General features: G+C 62.3%; 32 protein-coding genes. 16 read left to right on the top strand and 16 right to left on the bottom strand.

Annotation, left to right across the window (positions count from 1 at the left end; all coding sequences use genetic code 11):
* The first annotated feature begins 16 nt into the window (after positions 1 to 16).
* From SKA53_RS13780 to SKA53_RS13775, 3 genes are all read left to right on the top strand, one after another.
* A complete protein-coding gene (locus SKA53_RS13780) occupies positions 17 to 484 on the top strand; it encodes an Lrp/AsnC family transcriptional regulator (protein ID WP_007206782.1) in 468 nt (155 codons plus the stop codon).
* An 82-nt stretch (positions 485 to 566) separates the two neighbouring features.
* Positions 567 to 707, top strand: coding sequence for an aa3-type cytochrome c oxidase subunit IV (locus SKA53_RS15295; protein ID WP_007206781.1), 141 nt, complete (start codon positions 567 to 569; stop codon positions 705 to 707).
* Positions 708 to 713: 6 nt separating this feature from the next.
* Positions 714 to 1,322 (top strand): hypothetical protein, encoded by a 609-nt coding sequence (locus SKA53_RS13775; protein WP_007206780.1) that lies wholly within the window; start codon positions 714 to 716, stop codon positions 1,320 to 1,322.
* Here the strand turns inward: SKA53_RS13775 and SKA53_RS13770 are convergent.
* Positions 1,312 to 1,647, bottom strand: a complete 336-nt coding sequence (locus tag SKA53_RS13770) for an AzlD domain-containing protein (RefSeq protein WP_007206779.1) — start codon at positions 1,645 to 1,647, stop codon at positions 1,312 to 1,314. The two genes, SKA53_RS13775 and SKA53_RS13770, sit on opposite strands and share 11 nt — an antisense overlap.
* On the bottom strand, positions 1,644 to 2,366 hold the full coding sequence (locus SKA53_RS13765) for an AzlC family ABC transporter permease (protein ID WP_007206778.1): 723 nt from the start codon (positions 2,364 to 2,366) through the stop codon (positions 1,644 to 1,646). The genes SKA53_RS13770 and SKA53_RS13765 overlap by 4 nt, the downstream gene beginning before the upstream one ends.
* 60 nt (positions 2,367 to 2,426) lie before the next feature.
* On the opposite strand from SKA53_RS13765, the gene SKA53_RS13760 reads away from it, so the two are divergent.
* From SKA53_RS13760 to SKA53_RS13740, 5 genes are all read left to right on the top strand, one after another.
* Positions 2,427 to 3,308: a formate dehydrogenase accessory sulfurtransferase FdhD gene (locus tag SKA53_RS13760; protein WP_007206777.1), complete on the top strand. Its 882-nt coding sequence runs from the start codon at positions 2,427 to 2,429 to the stop codon at positions 3,306 to 3,308.
* A 73-nt stretch (positions 3,309 to 3,381) separates the two neighbouring features.
* The gene (gene mobA, locus SKA53_RS13755; RefSeq protein WP_040483006.1) at positions 3,382 to 3,963 is read left to right on the top strand and encodes a molybdenum cofactor guanylyltransferase MobA; all 582 of its coding nucleotides are present in this window, start codon (positions 3,382 to 3,384) and stop codon (positions 3,961 to 3,963) included.
* Positions 3,960 to 4,451, top strand: coding sequence for a molybdopterin-guanine dinucleotide biosynthesis protein B (gene mobB, locus SKA53_RS13750; protein ID WP_007206775.1), 492 nt, complete (start codon positions 3,960 to 3,962; stop codon positions 4,449 to 4,451). The genes mobA and mobB overlap by 4 nt, the downstream gene beginning before the upstream one ends.
* Positions 4,451 to 6,535, top strand: a complete 2,085-nt coding sequence (locus SKA53_RS13745; protein WP_007206774.1) for a molybdenum cofactor synthesis domain-containing protein — start codon at positions 4,451 to 4,453, stop codon at positions 6,533 to 6,535. The genes mobB and SKA53_RS13745 overlap by 1 nt, the downstream gene beginning before the upstream one ends.
* Positions 6,532 to 7,167: a GNAT family N-acetyltransferase gene (locus SKA53_RS13740; protein WP_007206773.1), complete on the top strand. Its 636-nt coding sequence runs from the start codon at positions 6,532 to 6,534 to the stop codon at positions 7,165 to 7,167. Before SKA53_RS13745 ends, SKA53_RS13740 begins: the two co-directional genes overlap by 4 nt.
* Here the strand turns inward: SKA53_RS13740 and mbfA are convergent.
* Positions 7,107 to 8,084 (bottom strand): iron exporter MbfA, encoded by a 978-nt coding sequence (gene mbfA, locus SKA53_RS13735; RefSeq protein ID WP_007206772.1) that lies wholly within the window; start codon positions 8,082 to 8,084, stop codon positions 7,107 to 7,109. The two genes, SKA53_RS13740 and mbfA, sit on opposite strands and share 61 nt — an antisense overlap.
* Positions 8,085 to 8,497: 413 nt before the next feature.
* On the opposite strand from mbfA, the gene SKA53_RS13725 reads away from it, so the two are divergent.
* A complete protein-coding gene (locus SKA53_RS13725; RefSeq protein ID WP_040483321.1) occupies positions 8,498 to 9,121 on the top strand; it encodes a TetR/AcrR family transcriptional regulator in 624 nt (207 codons plus the stop codon).
* Here the strand turns inward: SKA53_RS13725 and SKA53_RS13720 are convergent.
* Positions 9,118 to 9,858 carry an NYN domain-containing protein gene (locus tag SKA53_RS13720; protein ID WP_007206769.1) on the bottom strand — a complete coding sequence of 247 codons (741 nt, stop codon included), beginning with the start codon at positions 9,856 to 9,858 and terminating at the stop codon, positions 9,118 to 9,120. The genes SKA53_RS13725 and SKA53_RS13720 overlap by 4 nt on opposite strands.
* 29 nt (positions 9,859 to 9,887) lie before the next feature.
* A complete protein-coding gene (locus SKA53_RS13715) occupies positions 9,888 to 11,000 on the bottom strand; it encodes an S-(hydroxymethyl)glutathione dehydrogenase/class III alcohol dehydrogenase (protein WP_040483003.1) in 1,113 nt (370 codons plus the stop codon).
* A gap of 100 nt (positions 11,001 to 11,100) precedes the next feature.
* On the opposite strand from SKA53_RS13715, the gene SKA53_RS13710 reads away from it, so the two are divergent.
* The 4 genes from SKA53_RS13710 to SKA53_RS13695 all read left to right on the top strand — a co-directional run bounded on the left by SKA53_RS13710 (position 11,101) and on the right by SKA53_RS13695 (position 12,676).
* Positions 11,101 to 11,367, top strand: a complete 267-nt coding sequence (locus SKA53_RS13710; RefSeq protein WP_040483002.1) for an I78 family peptidase inhibitor — start codon at positions 11,101 to 11,103, stop codon at positions 11,365 to 11,367.
* A 223-nt stretch (positions 11,368 to 11,590) separates the two neighbouring features.
* Positions 11,591 to 11,929, top strand: a complete 339-nt coding sequence (locus SKA53_RS13705; protein ID WP_007206766.1) for a DUF2794 domain-containing protein — start codon at positions 11,591 to 11,593, stop codon at positions 11,927 to 11,929.
* 124 nt (positions 11,930 to 12,053) lie between these two features.
* Positions 12,054 to 12,221 carry a hemin uptake protein HemP gene (hemP, locus tag SKA53_RS13700; RefSeq protein WP_081440159.1) on the top strand — a complete coding sequence of 56 codons (168 nt, stop codon included), beginning with the start codon at positions 12,054 to 12,056 and terminating at the stop codon, positions 12,219 to 12,221.
* On the top strand, positions 12,218 to 12,676 hold the full coding sequence (locus SKA53_RS13695; RefSeq protein ID WP_007206764.1) for a hypothetical protein: 459 nt from the start codon (positions 12,218 to 12,220) through the stop codon (positions 12,674 to 12,676). The genes hemP and SKA53_RS13695 overlap by 4 nt, the downstream gene beginning before the upstream one ends.
* Here SKA53_RS13695 and SKA53_RS13690 read toward each other — a convergent pair.
* The 3 genes from SKA53_RS13690 to SKA53_RS13680 form a co-directional block, all read right to left on the bottom strand.
* Complete coding sequence (locus SKA53_RS13690; protein ID WP_007206763.1) at positions 12,673 to 13,488, bottom strand: C40 family peptidase; 816 nt, start codon at positions 13,486 to 13,488, stop codon at positions 12,673 to 12,675. The two genes, SKA53_RS13695 and SKA53_RS13690, sit on opposite strands and share 4 nt — an antisense overlap.
* Complete coding sequence (locus tag SKA53_RS13685) at positions 13,485 to 14,861, bottom strand: leucyl aminopeptidase family protein (protein WP_007206762.1); 1,377 nt, start codon at positions 14,859 to 14,861, stop codon at positions 13,485 to 13,487. The genes SKA53_RS13690 and SKA53_RS13685 overlap by 4 nt, the downstream gene beginning before the upstream one ends.
* 70 nt (positions 14,862 to 14,931) lie before the next feature.
* Positions 14,932 to 15,348 (bottom strand): hypothetical protein, encoded by a 417-nt coding sequence (locus SKA53_RS13680; RefSeq protein ID WP_131494601.1) that lies wholly within the window; start codon positions 15,346 to 15,348, stop codon positions 14,932 to 14,934.
* A 112-nt stretch (positions 15,349 to 15,460) separates the two neighbouring features.
* On the opposite strand from SKA53_RS13680, the gene SKA53_RS13675 reads away from it, so the two are divergent.
* From SKA53_RS13675 to SKA53_RS13665, 3 genes are read left to right on the top strand one after another with little or no spacing between them, the layout of a single operon-like run.
* Entirely contained in the window at positions 15,461 to 16,108 is a 648-nt protein-coding gene (locus SKA53_RS13675) for a carbonic anhydrase (RefSeq protein WP_007206761.1), read from the top strand.
* A 9-nt stretch (positions 16,109 to 16,117) separates the two neighbouring features.
* On the top strand, positions 16,118 to 17,095 hold the full coding sequence (locus tag SKA53_RS13670; protein WP_007206760.1) for a sodium-dependent bicarbonate transport family permease: 978 nt from the start codon (positions 16,118 to 16,120) through the stop codon (positions 17,093 to 17,095).
* A 1-nt stretch (position 17,096) separates the two neighbouring features.
* Positions 17,097 to 17,405, top strand: a complete 309-nt coding sequence (locus SKA53_RS13665; RefSeq protein WP_007206759.1) for a P-II family nitrogen regulator — start codon at positions 17,097 to 17,099, stop codon at positions 17,403 to 17,405.
* Between the two features lie 121 nt (positions 17,406 to 17,526).
* Here SKA53_RS13665 and zapE read toward each other — a convergent pair whose 3' ends face one another.
* Genes zapE through SKA53_RS13625 form a run of 8 tightly spaced genes read right to left on the bottom strand, consistent with a single transcriptional unit; the run spans position 17,527 to position 24,271 of the window.
* The gene (gene zapE, locus SKA53_RS13660; protein WP_007206758.1) at positions 17,527 to 18,588 is read right to left on the bottom strand and encodes a cell division protein ZapE; all 1,062 of its coding nucleotides are present in this window, start codon (positions 18,586 to 18,588) and stop codon (positions 17,527 to 17,529) included.
* A 50-nt stretch (positions 18,589 to 18,638) separates the two neighbouring features.
* Positions 18,639 to 19,562 (bottom strand): alpha/beta fold hydrolase, encoded by a 924-nt coding sequence (locus SKA53_RS13655; protein ID WP_007206757.1) that lies wholly within the window; start codon positions 19,560 to 19,562, stop codon positions 18,639 to 18,641.
* Between the two features lie 14 nt (positions 19,563 to 19,576).
* Entirely contained in the window at positions 19,577 to 20,491 is a 915-nt protein-coding gene (locus SKA53_RS13650; protein ID WP_007206756.1) for an ornithine cyclodeaminase family protein, read from the bottom strand.
* Positions 20,488 to 21,111 (bottom strand): HAD family hydrolase, encoded by a 624-nt coding sequence (locus tag SKA53_RS13645; protein ID WP_007206755.1) that lies wholly within the window; start codon positions 21,109 to 21,111, stop codon positions 20,488 to 20,490. Before SKA53_RS13645 ends, SKA53_RS13650 begins: the two co-directional genes overlap by 4 nt.
* Before the next feature lie 14 nt (positions 21,112 to 21,125).
* Complete coding sequence (locus SKA53_RS13640) at positions 21,126 to 21,572, bottom strand: YaiI/YqxD family protein (protein WP_007206754.1); 447 nt, start codon at positions 21,570 to 21,572, stop codon at positions 21,126 to 21,128.
* Complete coding sequence (gene fghA, locus SKA53_RS13635) at positions 21,569 to 22,399, bottom strand: S-formylglutathione hydrolase (RefSeq protein ID WP_007206753.1); 831 nt, start codon at positions 22,397 to 22,399, stop codon at positions 21,569 to 21,571. The genes SKA53_RS13640 and fghA overlap by 4 nt, the downstream gene beginning before the upstream one ends.
* A gap of 9 nt (positions 22,400 to 22,408) precedes the next feature.
* Positions 22,409 to 23,344 (bottom strand): AEC family transporter, encoded by a 936-nt coding sequence (locus tag SKA53_RS13630; RefSeq protein ID WP_040482999.1) that lies wholly within the window; start codon positions 23,342 to 23,344, stop codon positions 22,409 to 22,411.
* A gap of 3 nt (positions 23,345 to 23,347) precedes the next feature.
* Entirely contained in the window at positions 23,348 to 24,271 is a 924-nt protein-coding gene (locus SKA53_RS13625) for a hypothetical protein (protein ID WP_007206751.1), read from the bottom strand.
* Between the last annotated feature and the right edge of the window lie 3 nt (positions 24,272 to 24,274).

Raw genomic sequence — 24,274 nt, 5'->3', positions numbered from 1 at the left:
GGATATTATCCACATTATGACCCAAAATATCGACGAAACAGATCACCGTATCCTGCAAGTGCTGCAAACAGACGCCAGCCTGTCTGTCGATGACATCAGCGCCGCTGTGCATCTGTCGCGCAATGCCTGCTGGCGGCGGATCAAGGCGCTGGAACAGGCAGGCGTGATCCGCGCGCGTGTGGCGCTGGTCGATCCGGCCAAGGTCGGTGTGCCGCTGATGGCGATGGTCCTGATCCGCACGAACGCGCATGACGCGCAATGGATGGATCAATTCCAGACCGCCCTGCGCGCCTTGCCCGAGGTCGTGGGCGCCTACCGGATGACCGGCGATCTGGATTACGTCCTGCGCGTGCGGGTCGCGGATGTCCCTGCCTATGACGCGTTTTACAAACGGTTGACCGCGCGGATTTCGGTCTCTGACATCTCGGCCAGTTTCGTGATGGAGGAAATCAAGGAAACCACGGCAGTGCCGCTGTCACTATGACAAAACGTGACCACCTGACCGCGTGACAGCCTTGTGCAAATCGGGTAAGCGAAAGCAAATCATCCAAAAAGAGGAGCCTACAATGGCCAACAATGACCATGAGCCCGGAAAGATGGACATTAGCGAACAGGAACGCACCTTTGATGGTTTCGTCAGCCTGTCCGCGAAAGGTGCCATGATCAGCATCGCCGTGCTGATCCTGCTTGCGCTTTTGAACGCCTGATTATCAGTGCAGCGCCGCTTTTTCTTGGTCGGCGCGCCGCTCGCCTTGTCGGCCTGCGCCGCCCAACAGGTGTGGGCACCCGACGACATTGTCGCACGGGCCATCTTTCGTGACCCCGACAACAGCTATCTGACGCTGTACACGATGAAAAACAACGGCTCCGGCAACGGGGCCCATTCCTCGCTGTTGATCAACGCAAGCCAGCGGGTGCTGTTCGATCCGGCAGGGTCTTTCGTGCAAAACCGGATGCCGGAACGCAATGATGTGCTGTTCGGGGTGACACCTGAGCTTGAACAATTCTACGTCAGCTTCCACGCGCGTGTGACCTATCACGTCATAGGTCAAACCGTGCAGGTCGCGCCTGAAATTGCCGAACGCGCGCTGCAACTGGCGCTGGCGAATGGCCCAGTGCCACAAGCACATTGCGCACGCGCGACCTCGCGGCTGTTGCGGCAATTGTCGGGGTTTGCAGGGATCAGGCAAACCTGGTCACCCAACCGGCTGTCAGATGATTTTGCCACCCTGCCAGGCGTTGAAACCCACGCATACCGCGAAGACGATGCAGACGACAAATCCATCGCCGCAGCCCGGATCAACGCCGCCCTCAGCGAATAGCAAAAACCCACAACGCCAGATACAACGTCCCGATCCCCGCAGCGATCCCCCAGATCGCGCTGCGCGCCCGGATTCCGACAGCCACCGTCACGATGGCCGCAATCATGCGCGCAGGGTCAGGCGCGCCACCCGTCGCCGCTGGCCACAAGACCAGCGGTGCGACCATCCCCGGCAGCACCGCAACAGGCGTGAAGCGCAGCAGTTTCAGCACCAATGGCGGCATCGGCCTGTCGCCAATCAACCCAAGAAACGAAAACCGGATCAGAAACGTCCCCGCCCCAAGAACCGCGATGATCAGCCAGATCTCACCCGTGGAATAGGTCATGCCTTGCGCCTTTCGATCCACGTCTCGACGATTGCACCGGTGACCATCGCCGCCGCCGCCGCGACCAGCAAACCAGTGCCGGACGGCAGGCCGACGAATGCGAGCGCCACACTGACCGACACCGCAGCCGCAGCCACATGGGCCAGCGATTTCAGCATCGGTGACACCATCGCCAGAAACATGATCGGCACGATGAAATCGAGCGCCCAGGCCTCTGGAATGGCGGACCCAACGAGGATCCCGACCAAAGTCATGACAAACCACAAAGGCGTGATCGGCGTGGCCACCCCCAGAAAATAGGCGACACGGTCCTGCAAGCGCATGTCGGGGCGCGCCTCGTACCGGGCGACCGAGGTGATATAGGTCTGGTCAAAATTCAGATAGGCCACCAGCGCGCGCTGCCACAAAGGGGCGGCCCCCAGATAGGGCACCAAGGACGCCGAATACATCGCCATGCGCAGATTGACCGCCAATGCGGCCAACAACACAAAGGCGATACCGGCATCTTCCATCATCATCTGCACGGCGGCGAATTGCGCAGCCCCCGCGATAACCAGAACGGTGAACCCCATCGCCTGCGCCACCGTCAGCCCCGCATCCGTCGCCACCACGCCAAACAATGTGGCGAAAGGCACAGCCATCAGCACGAAAGGGCTGCCATCGCGCACCCCCGCCCAATAGGCAGAAGTCGCAGGGGATTTGACGGTGGAACTTGTCATGGCTATGGCCTAGCTTGGCTGCGGTACGGCAGGCTTAAACCCGCGAAATGGAAATGACAATTGGCACGACTTGATGATCTTTCGTCCTATCTGATCGCCCCCGATCCGGCAGCGGACAGGTTGACGCGCGCGGTCACCGGCACTGACCAGACCGGCGCGCCCATCGACCTGCGCGTGATCGAGGAACGCCCCCTGACGATCTATCTGAACAGTCAGGAAATCGTCACTGCGATGACGATCGGGGATTATCCGCAGTATCTGGCACTAGGCTTTCTGCGCAATCAGGGCATGCTGCGCGCGGATGATACCGTGACCGGCATCGATTACGACGAAGAACTGGAAACCGTGGTCGTGCGCACGGCCTCAAAAACCACCTTCGAAGACAAGCTGCGCAAAAAGACCCGCACCAGCGGCTGCGCGGTCGGCACTGTCTTTGGCGACATGATGGAAGGGCTGGCAGGCGTCACACTGCCTGACATGCCGCTGCGCACCTCCGATCTTTACGCACTGGCGGCAACGATCAACCGGACCCCCTCGCTCTATCTTTCGGCAGGCGCGATCCACGGCACGGTGCTGTGCCAGGGCGCGCGCCCGCTGGTCTATATGGAAGACGTGGGGCGCCATAACGCCGTGGACAAGATCGCAGGCTGGATGCACCACCACAACATCGACGCCGCCGACAAACTGCTCTACACCACCGGCCGGCTGACCTCGGAAATGGTGATCAAGACGGCCTTGATGGGCATACCTGCCCTCGCCTCGCGGTCGGGTTTCACCGCCTGGGGGGTGGAAATTGCGCGTGACATCGGGCTGACCCTGATCGGGCGGATGAAAGGCCAGCGGTTCGTCTGCCTGGCCGGCGAACAGCGCCTGATCCGCGACGCCGACCCGACGTCGATCCCCGACGAGCCGGCCCGCGCCGGGCGAAAGGCCGCCACATGATCCTTTCCGCTTCTCTTTTCCAAAAATACTCCCGCCGGAGGCTCCCAAACCGGCAACACCTGCAGGTGCCTGCGTGAACGCGCCGCTTGGGGTGATCCTCGCGGGCGGGCTTGCGACGCGGATGGGGGGCGGCGACAAAGGGCTGTTGCCCTTGGGCGACAGCACGATCCTGGGGCATGTGATCGACCGGCTGCAGCCGCAGGTGGCGGGGCTGGCGCTCAATGCCAACGGCGATCCCGCGCGCTTTGCCGCGGTCGGCCTGCCGGTGATCGCAGACAGTATCGCGGATTTCGCAGGGCCTTTGTCGGGGGTGCTGGCGGGGCTGGACTGGGCGGCGGCACGCGGTGCCAGCCATATCGTCACCGCCGCTGCCGACACGCCGTTTTTGCCCTGTGATCTGGTGCCGCGCCTGCAACTGGCGGGGGGCGATCAGGGGCTGGCGCTGGCGGCAAGCCCGGGGGGCCGACAGCCAACCTTTGGACTCTGGCCGGTGGCCCTGCGCGAGGATCTGCGCGCAGCCTTGCTGGGCGGATTGCGCAAAGTCGTGCTTTGGACCAATGGCCATGGCGCAGGCACGGCGGAATTCCCCGATGACATCGCCTTTTTCAACGTCAACACGCCGGATGATCTGGCCCGCGCGCAGGGAATGCTATGAAAATATATGGCATCGTCGGCTATAAAAACGCGGGCAAGACCGGGCTGATGGAACGGCTGGTGACAGAGATCACAGGCCGCGGGATCTCTGTCTCGACCCTCAAACACGCGCATCATTCTTTCGACGTCGATCACCCCGGCAAGGATTCCCATCGCCACAGGCAGGCAGGGGCGCAGCAGGTGCTGCTTGCCTCGCGCGATCGCTGGGCCTTGATGAGCGAATTGCGCGGCGCAGCGGAACCGCCATTGGCCGATCTGTTGCGCCTGTTGTCGCCGGTCGATCTGGTGCTCATCGAAGGCTATAAACGCGACGCCCACCGCAAGGTCGAAGCCTTCCGCGCCGTGACAGGTAACCCGCTGATCGCGCTCGATGATCCGACCGTACGTGCAGTGGCCAGCGATACGACGCTGACACTGGACCGGCCTGTCTTCGATCTGAACGACACAGCCGCCATCGCCGATTTCATCCTGTCCGAGGTCGGTTTGTGATGTTCGACACGGTGCTGATCGTCGATTGGTCAGGCGGCAACGACCGTGGCACCAGCCCCAAGAAAGACGCGATCTGGACAGGCATCGCCCGCGCAGGTCTGGCCGAAGATCCCGTTTACCACCGCAACCGACAGCTGGCCGAAGACTGGATCAGCCGGTTTCTTGCCGCCGAACAGGCCGCCGGACGGCGCGTGCTGGCAGGGTTCGATTTCGCCTTTGGCTATCCTGCGGGCTTTGGTCGGGGGCTGACTGGCACCGACGATCCTTTCGCAATCTGGGACTGGTTTGCCACCCATGTGCACGACAGCCCAAGCACCAACAACCGGTTCGATCTGGCAGGACAGATCAACGCGCGTTTCCCCGGGATCGGGCCGTTTTGGGGCAACGGGCTGGCGCGCGACATCCCCGATCTGCCGCGCAAGGGGCTGGCCCGACAGGGGCATGGCCTGCCCGAAAAGCGCGCCGCCGAACAGCAGGCCAAGGGGGCCTTTGCGGTCTGGCAACTGGCGGGCGCAGGGGCTGTCGGCAGTCAGGTCATCATGGGATTGCCGGTGCTGGCGCGGCTGCGGCACCGCTTTGGCGCGGATCTGGCGGTCTGGCCGTTCCAGCCGCTGACGCCGCCGATTGCGCTGGTCGAAGTCTGGCCTTCGCTGATCGCCAAGACAATCGCCGCCACCTGCCCGCCCGGTGCGATCAAGGATGCGCATCAGGTGCGCGTTCTGGCGCGCGCGCTCTCGGCGCTGGCGCCAGAGGATCTGGCCCGCATGCTCGACGTGCCTGCGACGGCCGAAGGCACGATCCTTGGGCTGGATCACGTCGCCTTGCTGGAACAGGCGGCCAGCGCGCCGGTGCTGCGCAACGATTGCTTTGCGCTGCCCCAAGGCGTGCATTGGACGCCGGTCGATCAGGCGCTGGCGCATCTGCGTCAGCACCTGCCACCCGTTGCTGGGGTGCAACCCCAGCCCCTTGGCGCAGCAGCAGGGCATTATCTGGCACAGGATGTCAGCGCCCTGCGCGCCCATCCGCCCAGCCCCAATGCGGCGGTCGATGGCTACGGTTTTGCCGGACCGGCCGGCCCCGGCGCGCAAAGCTTGACACTGGTGCAGGGGCGCGCGGCGGCGGGCCAGCCTTTTGCCGGGGTTGTCCCCGCAGGCCATGCGATCCGCATCCTGACCGGTGCAAACCTGCCGCAGGGGGTCGATACGGTCGTGATGCAAGAGGATGTACAGGCCACCGATACGGCCATCACCTTTCAAGGGCCGCTGAAACAAGGGGCCAATGCGCGCGCCGCAGGCGAAGACATGACCGCAGGCCAGATCATCGCGCGGCAAGGGCGCAGGCTGACCCCTGCCGATCTGGGCATGTGCGCCGCCGCTGGCATCGGGGACGTCCGCGTCTATCGCCCGTTGCGCGTGGGCATCCTGTCCACCGGCGATGAATTGCGCGATCCCGGCAGCGCGATTGCCGAAGGGCAGATTTTCGACGCCAACCGCCCGATGCTGGCCGCACTTGTGCGTCAATGGGGGCATGAAGCTGTCGATCTGGGGCGCGCGCCCGATGACCGCAACATCCTGCGCGGGATACTGGATCAGGGTGCCGCGACCTGCGATGTGATCCTGACATCTGGCGGGGCCTCGGCGGGGGACGAAGACCATATGTCCGCCTTGCTGGCAGGCACGGGGTCGCTGGCATTGTGGCGGGTGGCAATGAAACCGGGGCGGCCTTTGGCAATGGGCGTCTGGGACGGCAAGCCGGTCTTGGGCCTGCCCGGCAATCCGGTCGCGGCGATGGTCTGCGCGCTGGTCTTTGCGCATCCGGCACTGGCCGTGATGGCAGGCGGCGACTGGCCGGAACCGCAGGGGTTCACCGTGCCCGCCGCCTTTGCAAAGACCAAAAAGGCCGGGCGGCGCGAATATCTGCGCGCGCGGATCAGGGATGGGAAGGCCGAGGTTTTCGCCTCCGAAGGATCGGGGCGGGTCAGCGGGCTGGCTTGGGCCGACGGGCTGGTCATGCTGCCCGACGCAGCCATGACGATCAGCCCCGGCGATCCGGTCACCTATATCCCTTTTGACAGTTTCAGATGAAGATCACCATCGGCATCCCCGATGCAGACCGTGCCGAAGTTGCAGCACTTTATTGGGAGGCTTTTGGCAAGAAGCTGGGTTTCGTCATGGGGCCGAAAGACCGCGCGCTGGTGTTCATCGGCCAGGTCCTGCGGTCAGATCACGGGATTTGCGCGCATGATGCTAACGGTCGCCTGCTGGGGGTGGTTGGGTTCAAGACGCAGCGCGGCGCGCTGGTCAGCGGCAATTTTACCGACCTGCGGCGGGTCTATGGCTGGACCGGCGCGGCAATGCGGACGAGCCTGTTGGCGGCGCTGGAACGCGACACCGACAATGACCGTTTCCTGATGGACGGGATTTTCGTCGCCCCCGCATATCGCGGGCGCGGCGTGGGCACTGCCCTGCTGGATGCGATCACCGCAGAGGCCAAGACGCGCGGTTACCGGCAGGTCCGGCTGGATGTGATCGACACGAACCGACGGGCGCGGGCGCTATATCTGCAACAGGGCTTTGTTGATACGCAGACCTATCAGATGGGGCTTTGGCGGTACATCTTTGGCTTTCGCGCCGTCACGACCATGGTGCGCGACATCTATCCCGACCCGATCAGCGCGCCTGCCGCAAAAACCAAGGCCCCGCCCAGCACCACCTGAAAAATCGCGCGCCCCCAAGGCGTCTGCATATATTTGTTCTGAATCCACGCAATCGCCCAGAGTTCGACGACAACGACGATCAGCGCAACGCTCGTCGCTGTCCAGAAATCGGTGATCAGATAGGGCAGCGCATGCCCCAGACCGCCAAGGGTGGTCATCACCCCCGCCGCCAGCCCGCGTTTATAGGGCGAGCCCCTGCCCGAAATCTTGCCGTCATCCGATGCCGCCTCGGTGAACCCCATCGAGATACCCGCCCCAACAGACGCCGCCAGCCCGACAAGAAACGTCGTCCAGGTATCCTGCGTCGCAAAGGCCACCGCGAAAATCGGCGCAAGCGTGGACACCGATCCATCCATCAACCCCGCCAGCCCCGGCTGCACCCATGTCAGCACGAATTGGCGATAGGCGGCGGATTCCTCGGTTGATTTGGCATCGCCGTCCAGATGGGTCACGGCCAAAGACGCAGCCTTGTCGGAATGGCCAGCCTCGGCCGCAGCCAGATCGCCCAGCAATTTGCGGGTCGCGGCATCGCGCGCATGACTTGCGGCCAGTTCATAAAACCGCTGCGCGTCGCGTTCCATGCGCGTGGCCTCGTCGCGGATACGCTCCAGACCCAGATTTTCCACCAGCCAGACCGGACGGCGGGCATAGAACCCTGCCACATGTTCGCGCCGGATCAGGGGGATGACGTCACCGAAACGTGCCACATGCAGGTCGATCAGGCGACGGCGGTGTTCGCTTTCCTCGACCACCATGCCATCGAAAACCGCTGCGGATGCGGGATATTCGGGGCGCAGCTTGTCCGCATAGGCCCGGTAGATCCGCGCGTCATCCTCTTCTGATGAAATGGCGAGCGCAAGAATTTCCTGTTCTGACAGGTCGTTGAAACGGCGGCGGTCGGCGAAACCGGGAATCATTGCGTGTCCTTTATTTAGAATGATTCTAATCTACGCGCCTGTAACGATCTGACAAGTGTATAAAATGAACCGTACAGTTCACTTTTGTCTTGCAAAGTAAACCAAACAGTTTAGTTGTCATGACATTCAGAACCGGAGCCTGCATGACCCGCCTGATCGTCATATCCGTGTTTTGCGCCGCTTTCGCAGCACCTGTCGCGTCATTGATTATCAGCCGACCGTCGCTGACCAATCCGCCCCTGATGACGCCCAACGCGGAAAACCCGCAATCATGCAGCGTCACAGACGCAGTGATCGAGATCTGCGCGTTGCCCTTGGATAGGCCCAGACAGCCTTAGGGACAGACAGCGACCGTTATCGTCTTGCCCGAAGTAAACTGATCAGTTTATGGTAAAATCCAAGAGGAGACTATGATGCCAGATGGTGCGCCAGAGCCGAAAAAGGGCCGCAAACTCGATCAGGTTCTGGACGGTGCGCGCCAAGTATTCATGTCAGACGGATATGAGGGCGCGTCGGTTGACGACATCGCACGTGCGGCAGGCGTGTCCAAGGCGACGCTGTACAGCTATTTTCCGGACAAGAAGCTGCTGTTCATGCAGGTCGCGAAAATGGCCTGCCACCGCCAGACCAAGAATGTGATCGAAACCATTGATTTCAACGCGCCCGCGACAGTGGTGTTGCGCACGATCGCAACCGAGATGGTCGATTTCATTACCTCTGAATTCGGCACCCGCGTGTTTCGCATCTGCGTTGCCGAAAGCGGGCGGTTCCCTGAACTGGCGCGTGAATTCTATGAATGCGCCCCGATGCTGATCCGCGCGCGCATGGTGGATTTCTTTCGCATTGCGATGGAGCGTGGCGAATTGCGGATTGATGACGTGCTGCTGGCCGCTGACCAGTTCCATGAACTGTGCAAGGCGGACCTGTTCCCGCGGATGGTCTTCAGCATGTCCGACAGCTTTACCCGCGCCGAAAAGGACCGCGTGATCAATGGCGCAGTGGAAATGTTCATGGCCCGTTACGGGGTGAAACCCTAATCCAGCCTGCGGGCCTCAAGGTGGTTGCCCTGGCCTTTGCGCACCTCGAACCGGCCCGATTTGACCAAAAGATCCGACAGTTTCGCGCTGCCATAGGTGCGCGGGTCGAAATCGGGGGCAGCACGGGTGATATACTGGCCCAACTGGCCCAGCGAATACCATTCGCCTTCGGCGTCGATGCTGTCCATCGCCTTGATCACCATCGGAATCGCGGCCGAAGGCGGATTACGCAACGGCGCGCCCGAGGGTGCGGGTTTGGCAATATCGCCTTTTGCCGCAACGGGCTGTTCCTTTTCCTGATCCACAAGGTTTTCGATCAGGATAAACCGGTTACAGACATTGCGCAGGCTGACGGGTGCCTTGCCTTCGCCGATGCCGATCACGACAACGCCGTTTTCGCGCAGCCGGTTGGCAAGGGCAGTGAAATCACTGTCCGAACTGACCAGAACGAACCCGTCGAACCGCCCCGAATGCAGGATATCCATCGCGTCGATCACCAGCCCGATGTCGCTGGCATTCTTGCCACGGGTATTGGCAGTCTCCTGATTGGCGACCAGCCCCAGGTCGACGACTTCCTTTTTCCAGCCGCCCAAGGCCGGGCTGGACCAGTCGCCATAGACGCGGCGCAGGGCCGGCTCGCCATAGGTCGTGACCTCGCGCAGGATCGGGCCTGCGTATTTGGCGGGGATATTGTCCGCGTCGATCAACACGGCCAACAACATACGATCCTTGGCCATGTCTGCCCTTTCTGTGGTTTTACCGCGGCTTAAAATTCGACAACCGCGCGGATGCTTTTGCCTTCATGCATCAGATCGAAGCCTTTGTTGATATCCTCAAGCTTCAGCTTGTGGGTGATCATCGGGTCGATCTCGATCTTGCCCTGCATATACCAATCGACGATCTTTGGCACATCGGTGCGGCCACGCGCGCCACCAAATGCAGTGCCGCGCCAGCTACGGCCGGTCACCAGCTGGAACGGCCGGGTCGAGATTTCGGCACCAGAAGGGGCCACGCCGATGATGATGCTTTCGCCCCAACCTTTGTGCGCGGATTCCAGTGCGGTGCGCATTACGCCGACATTGCCAGTCGCATCGAATGTGTAATCGGCCCCGCCCTTGGTCAAGGCGACGAGATGCGCGACCAGATCGCCCGACACTTTCGACGGGTTCACGAAATCGGTCATGCCGAAACGGGTGGCCATATCAAACTTGCTGTCGTTCAGGTCCACGCCGACGATCTGATCAGCCCCGGCAAGCCGCAGGCCCTGGATCACGTTCAGCCCGATCCCGCCCAGACCAAAGACAATCGCGCGGCTGCCGATCTCGACCTTGGCGGTGTTGATGACAGCGCCGATACCAGTGGTGACACCGCAGCCAATATAGCAGATCTTGTCGAAAGGCGCATCCTTGCGGACCTTGGCCAGCGCGATTTCCGGCAGGACGGTGTGATTGGCAAAGGTCGAACAGCCCATGTAATGCAAAATCGGCGTACCATCGAGCATCGAAAACCGGCTGGTCCCATCAGGCATGACACCCGCCCCTTGGGTGCTGCGGATTTTCTGGCACAGGTTGGTTTTAGGGTTCAGGCAATATTCGCATTCGCGGCATTCGGGCGTGTATAGCGGGATCACATGATCACCGGGCTGCAAGGATGTGACACCTTCACCAACCTCGATCACAACGCCCGCGCCTTCATGGCCAAGGATGGCAGGAAACAGGCCTTCGGGATCGGCACCGGAGCGCGTGAATTCATCGGTGTGGCAGATGCCCGTCGCCTTGATTTCGACCAGAACCTCGCCGGCACGAGGGCCGTCCAGATTGACTTCCATCACCTGCAACGGCTGCCCTGCCGCCATTGCCACTGCTGCTCTTGTGCGCATGTCAAACTCTCCTTGCTGCGATAGGGCGTTGATCTGCGAAACCGGCACGGATTTCAACCACGCACTTGCCAAAGCCGCTGATCGTGGAAAAGCTGGGGTTATGCGCCATCTGATCCCTTTGCTGTTTCTTGCCGCCTGCGCCAGCACGCAGGACCCGCCCGCCGCCCCGTCGTTTCCCGATACCTGCGGTGTGGACGCATACACCTATCTAGTCGGCCAGCCCGCCACCGCGCTGGAACGAGTCCTGATCATGCAAGAGGTCCGTGTTATCCGGCCCTGGACGATGGTCACGATGGATTACCGCGCTGGCCGGATCAATTTCAAGATCAGCGATCAGGACATGATTGCGGATGTCAGCTGCGGCTAGGGAAAACGAAAGTCCTCGATGCCGCGGTTTGGGTGGGGGCTTTGGGCCGCAGCATCGAGGTAGCATTTCGCTATGTGTTAACTATTGCCAACCTGTGTGTTCCAATTTGGCTGCGCGATGGGCATTGCAGCGTTAATATTGCGGCGGAACAAAGGCCGCGCGCCATGGATAGATGGATTTCAATGGGGCTTGATTTCACGGGCAGGTGGCGCGACCATTCATAATGACTATCCAGACCCCTTCCCCGTTTGACGCGCCCGCGCAGGTCGCTTTTCACCGTACCGAACTGGCGCTGATCCTGGGGCTTTACGGCCGCATGGTCGCGGCGGGCGAATGGCGCGACTATGGCATTTCCAACCTGCGCGATATGGCGGTTTTTTCGATCTTCCGGCGCACGGCGGAAAACCCGCTTTACCGAATCGAAAAAAATCCCCGCCTGCGGCTGCGGCAGGGGCAATATGCCGTTGTCGGCATGGATGGGCAGGTGCTCAAGCGCGGCAACGATCTCAAATCCGTATTGCAGGTTCTCGAACGCAAGCTGATCCGGCTGATCGAGAAATAATTTATACCTGACTAAAAAACTCAGGTTGACATTTCGCTGCGCCAGCGGGATGATGATGCCGTGTCCAGCCAGCCTGTTCCCCGTGCAAGCAAGCCCGATCAAATCTTTGAAAGGTTCATGGCAAATGACAGTTCACACACTTCCAACGTCGGCAACATCGGCGAGCCGCGTGCTTCCGGCACATGAAGCATCCCGTCTGACCGAAGGCGGCGATCAGGCCCATATCGTGTTGGGCGATCAGACCTACACTTTGCGAATCACCCGCGCGGGCAAGCTGATCTTGACGAAATGACCGTTCATGACCCGGCGCTTGGCAGTCAGGCGGCGTTTCGTCTGTCCCAGCTTGATGATCTGGAAGCCTGCGTCGTGATCTATCTGCGGCTTTGGTGCGCGGGGCCACAGGGGCGTTGCGCCATGCGCAGCGATCTGACCAATGGTCTGGGCAAATCCCGCGCCGACCTGACGACCAAGGCTTTTGCCGCGATGGTCGATCTGCTGGCCCTGCACCGCCGTCGGCCCTTGCACCATCACGCGCTGAATTCCGCCTGCCTGCATCCGGACGAAGCAAATTTCGCGCGCTTCGTGGCCAATGCAGCCAGTGGTGACCGCGAAGACGCGCTTTGGCTGGCAATGCTGATGGTACGCGCCGATCTGGCCCCGCAACTGACGGCGGTGGCAGCAGATTTCGGCCTGCGGATCCGGCAGATGCTGGTGCAGCGGCCCGATCAGGCAACCTGTCTGCACTAAATCCGGCGGCGCGCGGTGACCGGCCCGCCGCCCTGTGCGGCGATGCGCAGGCGCGCAGCCTCCAGCGGTTCATAGGCGGTCGCCATGTGATGCGCATTGGCATGGATCAGCGTCGCATCATCCACCATCATCGCCACATGGCCCTGCCAGAAAATCAGATCGCCCCGCCGCGCCGCGCCGTTGAAATCAGCCCCCAGCCCCGCGCATTGCAGATCACTGTCCGCCGGACAGAGGATGGCGCAGGCCCCGAATGCTGCCGCCACCAGCCCCGAACAATCGATCCCGCGCGTGGAATTGCCGCCCCACAGATAAGGCACGCCGAAATGCAACTGCGCGACGGTGGCCGGATCGGTGAAAGGCCGGTCCAGCGGGCGCAGGTGCTTTTTCGGGATATAGCCCAGCGTTGTTTCGAAAAACTTGGCCCTCTCGTCCAGCACGGTGACACGCGCCCCGAACGGCAGCGCCATGACATCGCGCGATTTCATATCCTCGGCCAGATAGGCATGGGTCGCCATGGTCCCGACCATATGAGTCGCCTCTTGCACCGCGCCCAGCCGGTCCGAGGCGACATAGCCAACATAGCCATCCACCGCCTGCACAAAGGACCAGCCATCCCGATCCTCGAACACCGTGACAACGGCACCCAGCAGCAATTGCCTGTCTCGCGCCTGCGCAGGTGCGGCGCACAGGTCACTGACCGGACGGGCCAGCATCATCGGCTGCCCTGCCAGATAGCGGTCCGCCGTGACCTGCCCTGCCAGATGCAAGGCGGCAACACGGCCATTCGCAGGCGTCAGGCGGCGGTCGGTCACAGTTTCAGAAGGCTTGGCAAGGCCGCCAGCAGCGCACGCGCGCCCATGCCGACGCCGCCTTTGGGGCGTGACGGGGCCGCGGATGGCTGCCAGCCATAGATGTCGAAATGCACATAGGGGCTTTGCACGAAGCGCCGCAGGAACAGCGCCGCGGTGATGCTGCCCGCCATGCCACCGCCCGGCGCGTTGTCCAGATCGGCAATGCCGGGTTCGATCAGCGCCTCGTAAGGGTCATGAAACGGCATCCGCCAGACAGGGTCGGCCACCTGCCGCGCGGCGCTTGTGATGGCGGCGGCATGATCGTCACTGTCGGTAAAGAACGGCGACAGGTCCGGCCCCACCGCAACCCGCGCCGCGCCCGTCAGGGTCGCCATGGAAATCACCAGATCGGGCGTTTCCTCATCCGCCAGCGCCAGCGCATCGGCCAGCACCAACCGCCCTTCGGCATCGGTGTTGTTGATTTCGACCGTCAGCCCCTTGCGCGAGGTCAGAATATCCTGCGGGCGGAACGCATTGCCCGCGATGCTGTTTTCCACCGCCGGAATAAGCACCCGCAACCGCAGCCTGATGCCCAGCGCCATGATCATCTGCGCCAGCCCCAGCACGGTGGCGGCACCGCCCATATCCTTTTTCATCAGTCCCATGGAGGCACCGGGCTTGATATTCAGCCCACCGGTGTCGAAACATACGCCCTTGCCCACCAGCGTCAGGGTTGGCCCGGTATCACCCCAACGCATGTCGATCAGGCGCGGCGCGCGCGGGCTGGCGCGACCGACCGCATGGATCAGCGGGAACCCCGCGATCAGATCATCACCTGTGGTGACGGTGATCGCGGCGCCATGCGCATCAGCCAGCGCACGGGCCGCCGTTTCCAGCTCTTGCGGCCCCATGTCAGAGGCGGGCGTGTTGATCAGATCGCGCGTCAGCGCCTCGGCCTGCGCGATGATCTGGACCCGTGCGGCATCGATCCCGTCGGGGGCGACCAGCCCCGCGATCGGCTCGGCCGGTTTGCGGTAGCGGACGAATTGATAGCCCGCCAGCACCCATGCAAGCGCCGCCTCTTCCAGATCAAGACCGGTCAGGCCGGATGCGATGCGATAGACGCCCTTGGGCAATTGCCGCGCGACGGCGCCCAGATGAAACCGCCCGCGTGCGCGGGCCTGCGCCGTGCCATAACCGACCAGCACCTGCGCAATGCCACCCTGCGCATCGGGCAGAATCAGAACCTGCCCCAGCGCGCCCGTGAACCCTTGATGCCCCGCCCAGGCCTGCGCAGGGTCGGGCAAGGCTGCAATAAATCCGGGGGCCTGGTCTGCTTGCAGAACATGAACGGGAATCGCGGCAGTGTCGGCAGTGGCAAAGGCAAGGGGCATGGGTCATCCAGTCAGGTCAGTTACTTGCCAGAGTAACCGCCGCCATGCAGGCTGCAAGCGCCATCGGGTATCACAGATCGCGGAAATCCCACAGTTCGGTCACGGCAACGTCAAAGGCACGTTCCAACCGTCCCAGAATCGCGGCAAGCGCGTGAGGGTCACCCACGACCGCCGCCTGCGCCAGATGATCAGCGGCAACAGCAACATCGGTCAACCCGATCTGCCCCGCCACCAGCGCGATACGGGCTGCGGGTTTACCCATGGCCGCATATGCGCCTGCTGCCAGCCCCTGCTGCAACCGGTCCAGCCAATTGGCCATCCCTTCCAGAATATCGCACAGCATGTCTTCAGCCGCGCGCTGGGGATGACCCGCCAACACCTGCGCCAGCAGGTCTGGATCGCGCCGCGCGCCACCATGCTGACGCAGGAAAACAACCTCGCCGGCGGGGCGGGGTCTGGCCATGTGGAATTGCATTGTCTTGTCCATGACCCAAGCCTTACGATGCCGAAGTTCCCAGAAGGTTGACGGAAAAAGTAAAAATCGCTCGAAATTCAGGAAAATGCGACGTATTCCGTCCACAGATCGCAAGGATTGATGCATGCACTATGTCCACCCGCTTCCGGCCTATCTGGTCGACCGGTATAACGGCTGGAAAGCGACCGTTTTCGAGAGCAATAAAACCACTTACGGTGAGCTTGCGGCGCAGGGACAACAACCAAGGGTCATGATCGTGTCCTGCTGCGATAGCCGCGTGCATGCCACATCCATCTTTGGCGCCGACCTTGGCGAATTGTTCATTCATCGCAATATCGCCAATCTGATCCCGCAATATGAACCCGATGGGCTGCATCACGGCACATCGGCGGCGGTGGAATACGGGGTATGCACGTTGAAGGTGCAGCATCTGATCGTGCTCGGCCATTCGGGCTGCGGTGGCGTCGAAGGCTGCTATAACATGTGCGCCGGACATGCCCCCGACCTGAACGAAAAGACAAGCTTTGTCGGCCGCTGGCTCGACATCATGCGCCCCGCCTATGACGGGTTACCGCCGGGCGATGATTCCAGCCGCAAAGAGGCGCTGGAAAAGGCATCCATCCTCGTTTCCTTGCAAAACCTGATGACCTTTCCCTTCATCCGCAGCGCCGTTCTTGATGGCAGCATCAGCCTGCATGGGCTGTGGAAAAACATCGGCGAAGGCCTGCTGGAAATCTATGACCCGATTGACGATTGCTTTGTCCCATTGTGAAAGCCTGATATGACTGAAATCTTGTCCCTTGCCGGCGCGAACCTGATCTCGCCGATCATCCTGAGCTTTGCGCTGGGGCTTTTGGCAGCCTTGGCGCGGTCTGATCTGACCATCCCCGAAGCGGTGGCCAAGGGCATGTCGATCTATCTGCTGTTCGCAATCGGGTTCAAGGGCGGGGTCGCGGTCAGCGCGCATGGCATCGACCAGACACTCGTGCTGGCGCTGCTGGCCGGGCTTGTGCTGTCTTTTGCGCTGCCGCTGCTGGCCTTTGCGTTGCTGCGGGTGATGACGGGGCTGTCGGCGGTGGATGCCGCGGCGGTCGCGGCCCATTACGGCTCGATCAGTATCGTGACCTTCGTTGCAGCCACATCGGTGCTGGAAGGGCGGATGATTTCCCCCGAAGGCTATATGGTCGCGGTCGCCGCCGTGATGGAAGCCCCCGCCATCCTGTCCGCACTCTGGCTTGTAGCGCGCAGCGGTGGCGACGCACGGATGGAACCCGGGCTGATCCGCGAATTACTGCTGAACGGGTCGATCGTGCTGCTGGTGGGGGCGTTCTTTATCGGTGCCATCACCGGCGAAAAGGGCTTTGCCGAAATCAGCGCCTTTATCGACGCGCCGTTCAAAGGCGTTTTGTGCCTGTTCCTGCTGGATATGGGGCTGATCGCGGGGCGTGGATTGCGCCAGTCGCGCGGGGTGCTGGGCCTCGGTGCTGTCGGTTTCGCCATCGCGATGCCGCTGGTCAGTGCGATGATCGGCCTTAGCGTCGGCACGCTGATCGGGCTGTCGCTGGGTGGTGTCGTGCTGATGATGGTGCTCTGTGCCTCGGCCAGCTATATTGCCGTACCCGCCGCGATGCGCGTCGCCTTGCCAGAGGCCAATCCGGCGATTTACCTGACCCTCTCGCTGGGCGTGACTTTCCCTTTCAACCTGACGCTGGGCATCCCGCTTTATCTTGCCATCGCCCAAGCCGTGACCGGAGCCTGACATGCAGACCCACATCGCCAAACGTGTCGAAATCGTCATCGAAGCCCCGCTGGAACGCCGCCTGACCGAAGCGCTGACCGCGGCGGGTGTCACCGGTTATACCGTGCTGCCGGTGCTCGGTGGCTCAGGACGGTCAGGCCAATGGTCGCGCGACGGACAGATCGGGCGCGCGGGCATGGTCACTGTGGTTTGCCTGATCAAGCCAGACCGGCTGGACGGGCTGCTGGATGCGATCTTTGCGGTGGTCAAAAAACATATCGGCGTCGTCAGCGTGACAGACGCGCATGTGCTGCGCGCCGAACGGTTCTGATCCGCGCGGGCCGCGCGGAAAAACTTCGAGGCCTCCGGCGGGGATATTTGGGCTCGAACGATGGGGGTTTGGTCCTTTTATCGTTGGAGTGGAAATATCCCCGCCGGAGGCCCGAAAGTTTCTATCCTGCCGCCTGCCCCCATCCCGCCGATTGCATTTCGCGCAAGCGGCTGGCGGTACGGGCGAATTCGAACGTGCCTTCGCCTTCAAGATACAGCATCTCGGGGCCGGCGGCGGCGGAACAGATCAGCTGCACCTTCGCCTCGTAAAGCGCGTCGATCAGCGTGACAAAGCGTTTCGCCTCGTTGAAATTGCTGCGCGACAACGCGGGGATATCCTCGAGGATCAGGACACGCACGGCATCCGCCAGCGTCAGGTAATCCGCAGGGCCAAGCGGGCGGCCACAAAGATCATAGAATGTCGCCCGCGCGACCCCGTTGTGAAACCACGGCAGCGTGACCTGCCGTCCGTTCACATGTAGCACCAGCGCCTCGGACTGGCCCTGGCTGAAATCATTCCAGATGGCGTTGATCGCGGTACGGGACGCGGCATCAATCGGGGTGAAATAGCTGGGGCTGCCGGCCAGCCGGTCCTGCCGGTAATCGGTCGCACTGGCCAGTTCATGCACGACCATCCGGTCCTTGAGAAGCGCGATGAACGGCAGGAAAAGCTGCCGGTTCAGCCCATGCAGATACAGGTCATCCGGCGGGCGGTTCGATGTCGTCACCACCACGACACCCGCCGCCATCAGCGCGGTAAACAGCCGCCCCACGATCATCGCATCGGTGATGTCGCTGATCTGCATTTCGTCAAAGGCCAAAAACCGCACGCGCCCGGCCAATTTCGCAGCAACAGGCCGGATCGCGTCATCGACGCCGTCCTTGCGCGCAAGGGCAATTTCGGCATGGACCCATTGCATGAAGGCATGGAAATGGCGGCGTTCCTTGGGCGCGTCCACGGCGGCAAACAGCATGTCCATCAGCATGGATTTGCCACGCCCGACCCCGCCCCACAGATAAAGCCCCTGCACCGGCGGCGGAGCTTTGCGCAAAAAGCCCGATTTGACGGGGGCGGCTAGCGCCGCCCTGATCCGTTCCAATTCCGGCAGGGCCGCGACCTGCGCCGGATCGGGCGTCAGCTTGCCCGCGGCGACGGCGGTTTCATATGCCTGATGTAGTGTCATGTGCGTTGCATAGCGTGACCATCCAGCCTTGAAAAGGACCGCCGTCAGCCTCAGCCGCGCAGGGCGGTCCGCAGCGCCTTGATCGCTCCGATCGGGTGGCTGTAGGGCATGGCATGGCCCGCGCTCGGCACCACCTCTTGGCGCGCGTTGCGGTTCCATTGGGCCAACCGCCCCAAGGCAGACAGCGCAATGACCTCGTCCTTCTCGGCCCAGATCGCGACCACGGGCAATGCCAGACCTGCGATCTTGCGATGTTCTTGTTCCAGCCGTTCGGACAGGATGCCCCGCCTGCTGGACAGGATCGCGCGCAGATAGCCACTGCGATCCAATTGGGCGCGTTGCGCGGCCTGCAGGATATTCAGCGTCAGGTTCGACCCATCCGCCGGGATCGCCGCAAGCAAGCGGCGGCGCGCGAATATGCCATGTACCCAATCACCGATGACAGGGCAGCGGCGGCAAAAACGGGTGAAACGATCCTCGGACCCGATGATCCCTGCGCTGGCAAACAGCATCAGCCGCGTTACGCGGTGCGGGTGTTGCGCGGTGAACAGCGTGGCGATGGCACCGCCCATGTCGTAACCGACCAGTGTCACATCTTCGGCGACGTTCTGATGATCCAGCAGATCCGACAATTGCCGCAGAAAAAACGCGCCATCCTGTCGCCCGCGCGGTGCATCGGACAGGCCCCGCCCATAGAGATCATAGACCAAAACACGGTACCCCAGCCGGCCCAGCCCTTTGGCCAGATCAACCATGCAAATGGACGGCGTTGCGATCCCGTTGATCAGCACCGCGACAGGCCCGCGCGCAGGCCCCAGCCAGCGGTAACAGGTCACACCCTGCGACAGGATCGCGAAATCACCCTTGGCCTTTTGCCGTTCCTTTGGCCCGATCCGGGCGCGCCGCCGGTCCAGCCACCAAGGCAACGCTGCAATGCCCGCAAGGGCCAGCACAAAGATCGCCAGATACCACATCAGCCCGCATCCTATCAGCCGCGCGCTTGCCAGACGTCCAGAATATGACGGCAGGTCATCAGATCAAGGTGCGCACCACCGCCATTCTTGAACAGGGTAATCTCGTCGGGATTATGGCGCTTGAAGTGATCCAGCGCATAGAAATCGGCGATGATATCGTGTGGCGCAATCGCCCCGGCTGCGATGGGTATCTTCAGTTCGCCGATATGGTGGATCGTGGTGTCGCGGCTGTCCACGAAGATCCGCGCCTTTTGCAGGGCCGCGTCATCGACCTCGCGCATGTCGGGGCGGTAGGCACCGATCAGATCGACATGGGTGCCAGGTTGCAGCCAATCGCCCATGATCAGCGGGGCGGTGGACATGGTGGCACAGGTCACGATATCCGCGCCGCGCACCGCCTGTTCAAGATCACCCGCGACCGTGACATCGCGAAAGGCTTGGCGGAACACCTCTGCCCCCTCGGCCGACCGGTTCCAGATGGTGAACCGCGCGTCGGGAAAGGCCGCTGCATAGGCCTGCCGCAGCGACTGCCCCACGGTGCCCGCCCCCACGATCAGGATGTTGCGGCTGTCGGGCCGCGCCAGCAGACGTGCGGCCAGCAGGCTGTCACCGGCGGTTTTCCACTTGGTCACCAGATGGAAATCAAGGATCGCCTCCAGCGCGCCATCCTGCGCGGAAAACAGGTTCACCGCCCCGCCGATCGCGGGTTTGCCCAGCGCCTTGTTGGCGGGAAAGATCGTGGCGCATTTCACCGCCAGCCCCAGCCCCGCGATCCAGGCGGACCGGTTGAGCAAGGTATTTTGACCTTCGTACAAGAACACATCGGCGACATCAGCCTTTGGCCCGTCATGGCCTGCGGCCAAAGCATCGGTCAGGGCCAGCCAGTCCAGCATGGCGTCAGCCGCGGCAAAGGGGATCATCACGGTCATCGGGCTTGGCTTTCTGACAACAGACCTGCGGCCACCAATCGGTCGGCCCAGCCTTGGGGATGGGTGAAAAGATGGGTCTGCCAACCGCGCGCAGCGGCGGCGGTGATATTGTCGATCCGGTCATCCGCAAACAACAGCGTCGCAGGGTCCAGCCCGCAATCGTCTTCGACCATCGCGTAAATCTCGGGGTCGGGTTTGATCACCGCCATATGGCCGGAAATATAGCGCCGGTCGAACTCGGACAGGAACGGATAGACAGGTTCGGCGATCTGGAACGTCTGGATGCCGAAATTGGTCAGCGCAAAGACCTGCACGCCGTTGGCGCGCAGCGCCCGCAGCAGGCGCACCGAATGGTCGATGGCGGGGGAGGCCATGTCGATCCAGCGGTCGTGCCACATCAGCACCTCGGCGCGCCAGTCGGGGTTGGCCTCGGCGGCGGCATGGATCGTGTCGCGGAAATTGCTGCCGCGATCCACGGCATCATTGATCCCGTGCAGGTCAATCGCGGCGAACATCGCAGCGCGGCGGTCCGGCCCGATCACGCTGTCGAAAAACCGTTCGGGTTGCCATTCGATCAGCACATTGCCGATATCGAACACCACGGCTTGGACATCTGCCATCTTTGTTCCTTTGCTTACGGGCGCGCCGCCGCGCGCACCATCCGTTCCAACGCATCCAGAAACCGCGCGCGGTCGGCCTTGCTGAACGGTTTGCCGCCGCCTTGCCGAAACGGGTCGGCGGCGCGCATATCGGCCATCAGGTCGCGCGTCGCCAGCACATTGCCGATATTGGCCTGCGTCAGCGGCTCACCGTTATGTTTCAGCACCAAGGCGCCATTGGCGATGCAGCGCGCGGCAAGCGGGATGTCGCCCGTGATCACCACATCGCCCTTGGTTGCGCGATCCGCGATCCAGATGTCGGCGATATCAGGACCATCCGGCACCACCACGGTTTGCACCAAAGGATTGGCCGAAGGCCGGATGCCGCCGTTCGAGACGACGAACATTTTTAGCCCATGTCGGGTACCGACACGTTCCACCTCTGCCTTGACCGGACAGGCATCGGCGTCGATGTAGATCATGCGTAAAGCGCCTGCGCATGGAAATCGACGTGATCTTCCATGAAGGTCGCGATGAAGAAATAGGAATGGTCATAGCCTTTTTGCAGGCGCAACACCCCGTCCTGCCGGCGCGCGGCCATGGCGGCGGCCAGATGTTCGGTGCCCAAAAGATCGCCAAACTGGTCCGCCGTGCCGGTGTCGATCAGGACGGGGCCATCGAAACCTTTGTCCTTCATCAGCAGCGTGGCGTCATGCGCGGCCCATGCACTCTCGTCCGCGCCCAGATAGGCGGTGAATTGCTTGCGGCCCCAATCGCTCTGCGTCGGATGGCAGATCGGCGCAAAGGCCGATACCGACCGGAACCGCCCCGGCAGGCCCATCGCCAGCGTCAGTGCGCCATGCCCACCCATCGAATGGCCAGTGATCGCTTGGCGGTCCATGTCGAGCGCGAAATTGGCCCCGATCAGGTCGGGCAATTCACGGCTGATGTAATCCCACATCCGGAAATGCGGCGCCCAAGGGGCTTGGGTCGCGTTCACATAGAACCCCGCCCCCTGCCCCAGATCAAAGGCGTCATCATTGGCAACGCCTTCACCGCGCGGCGATGTGTCGGGGAACACGACAGCGATCCCCTGTTCAGCGGCCCAGCCCTGCATCCCGGCCTTGATCATCGCGTTTTCATGGGTGCAGGTCAGGCCCGACAGGAACCACAAGACCGGCACAGGGCCGAGGGCGGCCTCTTCGGGCACAAACAGGCCAAAGGTCATATCGACACCACAGGCGTCCGATGCATGGCTATAGACGCCCTGTGTGCCGCCAAAGCAGCGGTTTTGCGATAAAGTCTTCATCTGTTCGTCCTATCCCATGAAACCCGTGACCCAACCGATCACCAACGATACCGTCACTACGCTGCCCGCGGTGGACAGCAGGATCGACGCCGACACGCGCGAGGGCGCAACGCGGTAATGCTGCGCCAGAATGAACACATTGCCCGCCACCGGCAGGGCGGCCGCAGCGATCATCACACCGGCGGCATATGGGTCGAGTGTAAACACCAAAAGCGCGGCAATGGCCACAGCCGCAGGGTGCAGCACCAGCTTGCAGAATGTCAGCCAGCCTGCGACCGCGACGCGTTCGGCCGATTTGGTGGCCAGCGATGCGCCGATGGCGAACAAGGCCCCCGGTGTCGCGGCAGCGCCCAGCAGGACCATGAATTCATTGACCGGCACCGGCACGGTCCAGCCAAGCGACGACACCGTCAGCCCCAAGGTGATCGACACGATCATCGGGTTCTTGATCAGCCCCGTGAACACGGTAACAAGGATCACAGGCGACATACGCCCGTCGCGCGATCCGGTGATCAGGATCACGATCAGGCTGCCAAAAACGATCAGGTCAACCGCCAGCACCAGCATGATCGGGCCAATGGCTGGTTCACCCAGCAGCAGCACCAGCATCGGGATGCCAAGGAAACCGACATTGCCGATCACGGCGCATTGCGCCTCGACCGCGGCTTCGGTCATCGGGCGGTTGCGGCGCAGGGCGACCAATGTAGCCAGCACATAGACCACGCTTGTGCCCGCCAGATAGGCAAAGACGAATTGCCAGTCGAGGATCGCATCCAGCGACAGATTGGCCGAAAACCGGAACAGCATGGCCGAAAGCGCAAAGTAAAAGACGAATTTCGTCAGATAGGCGGTGGCTTCGGCGGAAAAGAACTTGGTTCGGCCAGAACCGTAGCCAAGCGCGATCAGCATGAAGAACGGCAAAGTCTTAAGAAAAATGTCCCACATCGCCTAATCAAAGGTCCGTGTCGCGCGCCCAAGCAACATAAAGGCGCGTGCCGTGCGCGTCTCTGCCAGCGCAAGCAGGTCGGTATCTGTAGCGTCTTGCGCAAATGTCACAAGGATTTCGTCGAAACGGCGCATGAAATGATGCACCGCATCGCGAAAAATCGTGTCTTCGCGCATCCGCGCCGCCACAACCGCCAGCGTGGCACCATCGCGCACGGCACCCAATCCGTCGATGCCGCGTCCGCGTTCACCCGTGGCGAAACGGCGCCACAGATCGGCACTCGCGGGGTCGGGGCGCAGGTCGTCCATATAGATACCATCTTGCGACAACAGCGTCAGCACATCCTGACTGGCCTGCACCAGACGGCGCGCCTGCCGGTCACGCAAGGCCCGGCGCAATGCGGCGAAACCATCGGTATCATCCTGATTTTCTGGAAAGTTCAAGGCGCGCACCAGATCGGGGCGTTGCAACGGCGGATCGTCATCCTCGGGGCCTGGCCCCAGCGCCAGCGTCGGCTGGTCAGCCTGCCGTTGCGCGGGGACGCGCGGCGCGATCTGGCGCGACATCTCGCGGCGGGATGCAAAATGCGACGCGGCAGCATCGGGGACTGGTTCTGCCACCGGCGCTGTGGGGGCCATTCTGGTGTCGATCAAGGCTTGTCGCAAGGCATCAAGCGCGCCTTGCAGGCTTTGTGTTTGCGCGACCATCCGGCGCGCTGAACGCGCCGAGACCAACGCGATCCACGCCATACCGACCGGCACGCACATCGCCAGCAGCATCACGACATGACGCAAACCACCGGAATCCGCTGGCAGAAACCAGAAGAAAAGGCCCATGCCCACGACCCAGAAAACGGACAGCGCGGCTGCCAGTGTTTCGGTCTGCGTCACGCCCTGCAGATCATCGGTGTGCGGCCTTTTCGGCATCGC

Source organism: Yoonia vestfoldensis SKA53, assembly GCF_000152785.1.
Lineage (GTDB): Bacteria > Pseudomonadota > Alphaproteobacteria > Rhodobacterales > Rhodobacteraceae > Yoonia > Yoonia vestfoldensis_A.
The sequence above is the reverse complement of the archived record's forward strand: the minus strand, read 5'-3'. Positions and strand labels throughout refer to the sequence as shown.

Excerpts from the sequence above, each read along its gene's own strand:
- SKA53_RS13780 (WP_007206782.1), top strand. The coding sequence starts at position 17 with ATGACCCAAAATATCGACGAAACAGATCACCGTATCCTGCAAGTGCTG.
- SKA53_RS15295 (WP_007206781.1), top strand. The coding sequence starts at position 567 with ATGGCCAACAATGACCATGAGCCCGGAAAGATGGACATTAGCGAACAG.
- SKA53_RS13770 (WP_007206779.1), bottom strand. The coding sequence starts at position 1,647 with ATGACCTATTCCACGGGTGAGATCTGGCTGATCATCGCGGTTCTTGGG.
- SKA53_RS13765 (WP_007206778.1), bottom strand. The coding sequence starts at position 2,366 with ATGACAAGTTCCACCGTCAAATCCCCTGCGACTTCTGCCTATTGGGCG.
- mobB (WP_007206775.1), top strand. The coding sequence starts at position 3,960 with ATGAAAATATATGGCATCGTCGGCTATAAAAACGCGGGCAAGACCGGG.
- SKA53_RS13745 (WP_007206774.1), top strand. The coding sequence starts at position 4,451 with ATGTTCGACACGGTGCTGATCGTCGATTGGTCAGGCGGCAACGACCGT.
- SKA53_RS13740 (WP_007206773.1), top strand. The coding sequence starts at position 6,532 with ATGAAGATCACCATCGGCATCCCCGATGCAGACCGTGCCGAAGTTGCA.
- mbfA (WP_007206772.1), bottom strand. The coding sequence starts at position 8,084 with ATGATTCCCGGTTTCGCCGACCGCCGCCGTTTCAACGACCTGTCAGAA.
- SKA53_RS13725 (WP_040483321.1), top strand. The coding sequence starts at position 8,498 with ATGCCAGATGGTGCGCCAGAGCCGAAAAAGGGCCGCAAACTCGATCAG.
- SKA53_RS13720 (WP_007206769.1), bottom strand. The coding sequence starts at position 9,858 with ATGGCCAAGGATCGTATGTTGTTGGCCGTGTTGATCGACGCGGACAAT.
- SKA53_RS13715 (WP_040483003.1), bottom strand. The coding sequence starts at position 11,000 with ATGCGCACAAGAGCAGCAGTGGCAATGGCGGCAGGGCAGCCGTTGCAG.
- SKA53_RS13710 (WP_040483002.1), top strand. The coding sequence starts at position 11,101 with ATGCGCCATCTGATCCCTTTGCTGTTTCTTGCCGCCTGCGCCAGCACG.
- SKA53_RS13705 (WP_007206766.1), top strand. The coding sequence starts at position 11,591 with ATGACTATCCAGACCCCTTCCCCGTTTGACGCGCCCGCGCAGGTCGCT.
- hemP (WP_081440159.1), top strand. The coding sequence starts at position 12,054 with ATGACAGTTCACACACTTCCAACGTCGGCAACATCGGCGAGCCGCGTG.
- SKA53_RS13695 (WP_007206764.1), top strand. The coding sequence starts at position 12,218 with ATGACCGTTCATGACCCGGCGCTTGGCAGTCAGGCGGCGTTTCGTCTG.
- SKA53_RS13685 (WP_007206762.1), bottom strand. The coding sequence starts at position 14,861 with ATGCCCCTTGCCTTTGCCACTGCCGACACTGCCGCGATTCCCGTTCAT.
- SKA53_RS13680 (WP_131494601.1), bottom strand. The coding sequence starts at position 15,348 with ATGGACAAGACAATGCAATTCCACATGGCCAGACCCCGCCCCGCCGGC.
- SKA53_RS13675 (WP_007206761.1), top strand. The coding sequence starts at position 15,461 with ATGCACTATGTCCACCCGCTTCCGGCCTATCTGGTCGACCGGTATAAC.
- SKA53_RS13670 (WP_007206760.1), top strand. The coding sequence starts at position 16,118 with ATGACTGAAATCTTGTCCCTTGCCGGCGCGAACCTGATCTCGCCGATC.
- SKA53_RS13665 (WP_007206759.1), top strand. The coding sequence starts at position 17,097 with ATGCAGACCCACATCGCCAAACGTGTCGAAATCGTCATCGAAGCCCCG.
- zapE (WP_007206758.1), bottom strand. The coding sequence starts at position 18,588 with ATGACACTACATCAGGCATATGAAACCGCCGTCGCCGCGGGCAAGCTG.
- SKA53_RS13655 (WP_007206757.1), bottom strand. The coding sequence starts at position 19,562 with ATGTGGTATCTGGCGATCTTTGTGCTGGCCCTTGCGGGCATTGCAGCG.
- SKA53_RS13650 (WP_007206756.1), bottom strand. The coding sequence starts at position 20,491 with ATGACCGTGATGATCCCCTTTGCCGCGGCTGACGCCATGCTGGACTGG.
- SKA53_RS13645 (WP_007206755.1), bottom strand. The coding sequence starts at position 21,111 with ATGGCAGATGTCCAAGCCGTGGTGTTCGATATCGGCAATGTGCTGATC.
- SKA53_RS13640 (WP_007206754.1), bottom strand. The coding sequence starts at position 21,572 with ATGATCTACATCGACGCCGATGCCTGTCCGGTCAAGGCAGAGGTGGAA.
- fghA (WP_007206753.1), bottom strand. The coding sequence starts at position 22,399 with ATGAAGACTTTATCGCAAAACCGCTGCTTTGGCGGCACACAGGGCGTC.
- SKA53_RS13630 (WP_040482999.1), bottom strand. The coding sequence starts at position 23,344 with ATGTGGGACATTTTTCTTAAGACTTTGCCGTTCTTCATGCTGATCGCG.
- SKA53_RS13625 (WP_007206751.1), bottom strand. The coding sequence starts at position 24,271 with ATGCCGAAAAGGCCGCACACCGATGATCTGCAGGGCGTGACGCAGACC.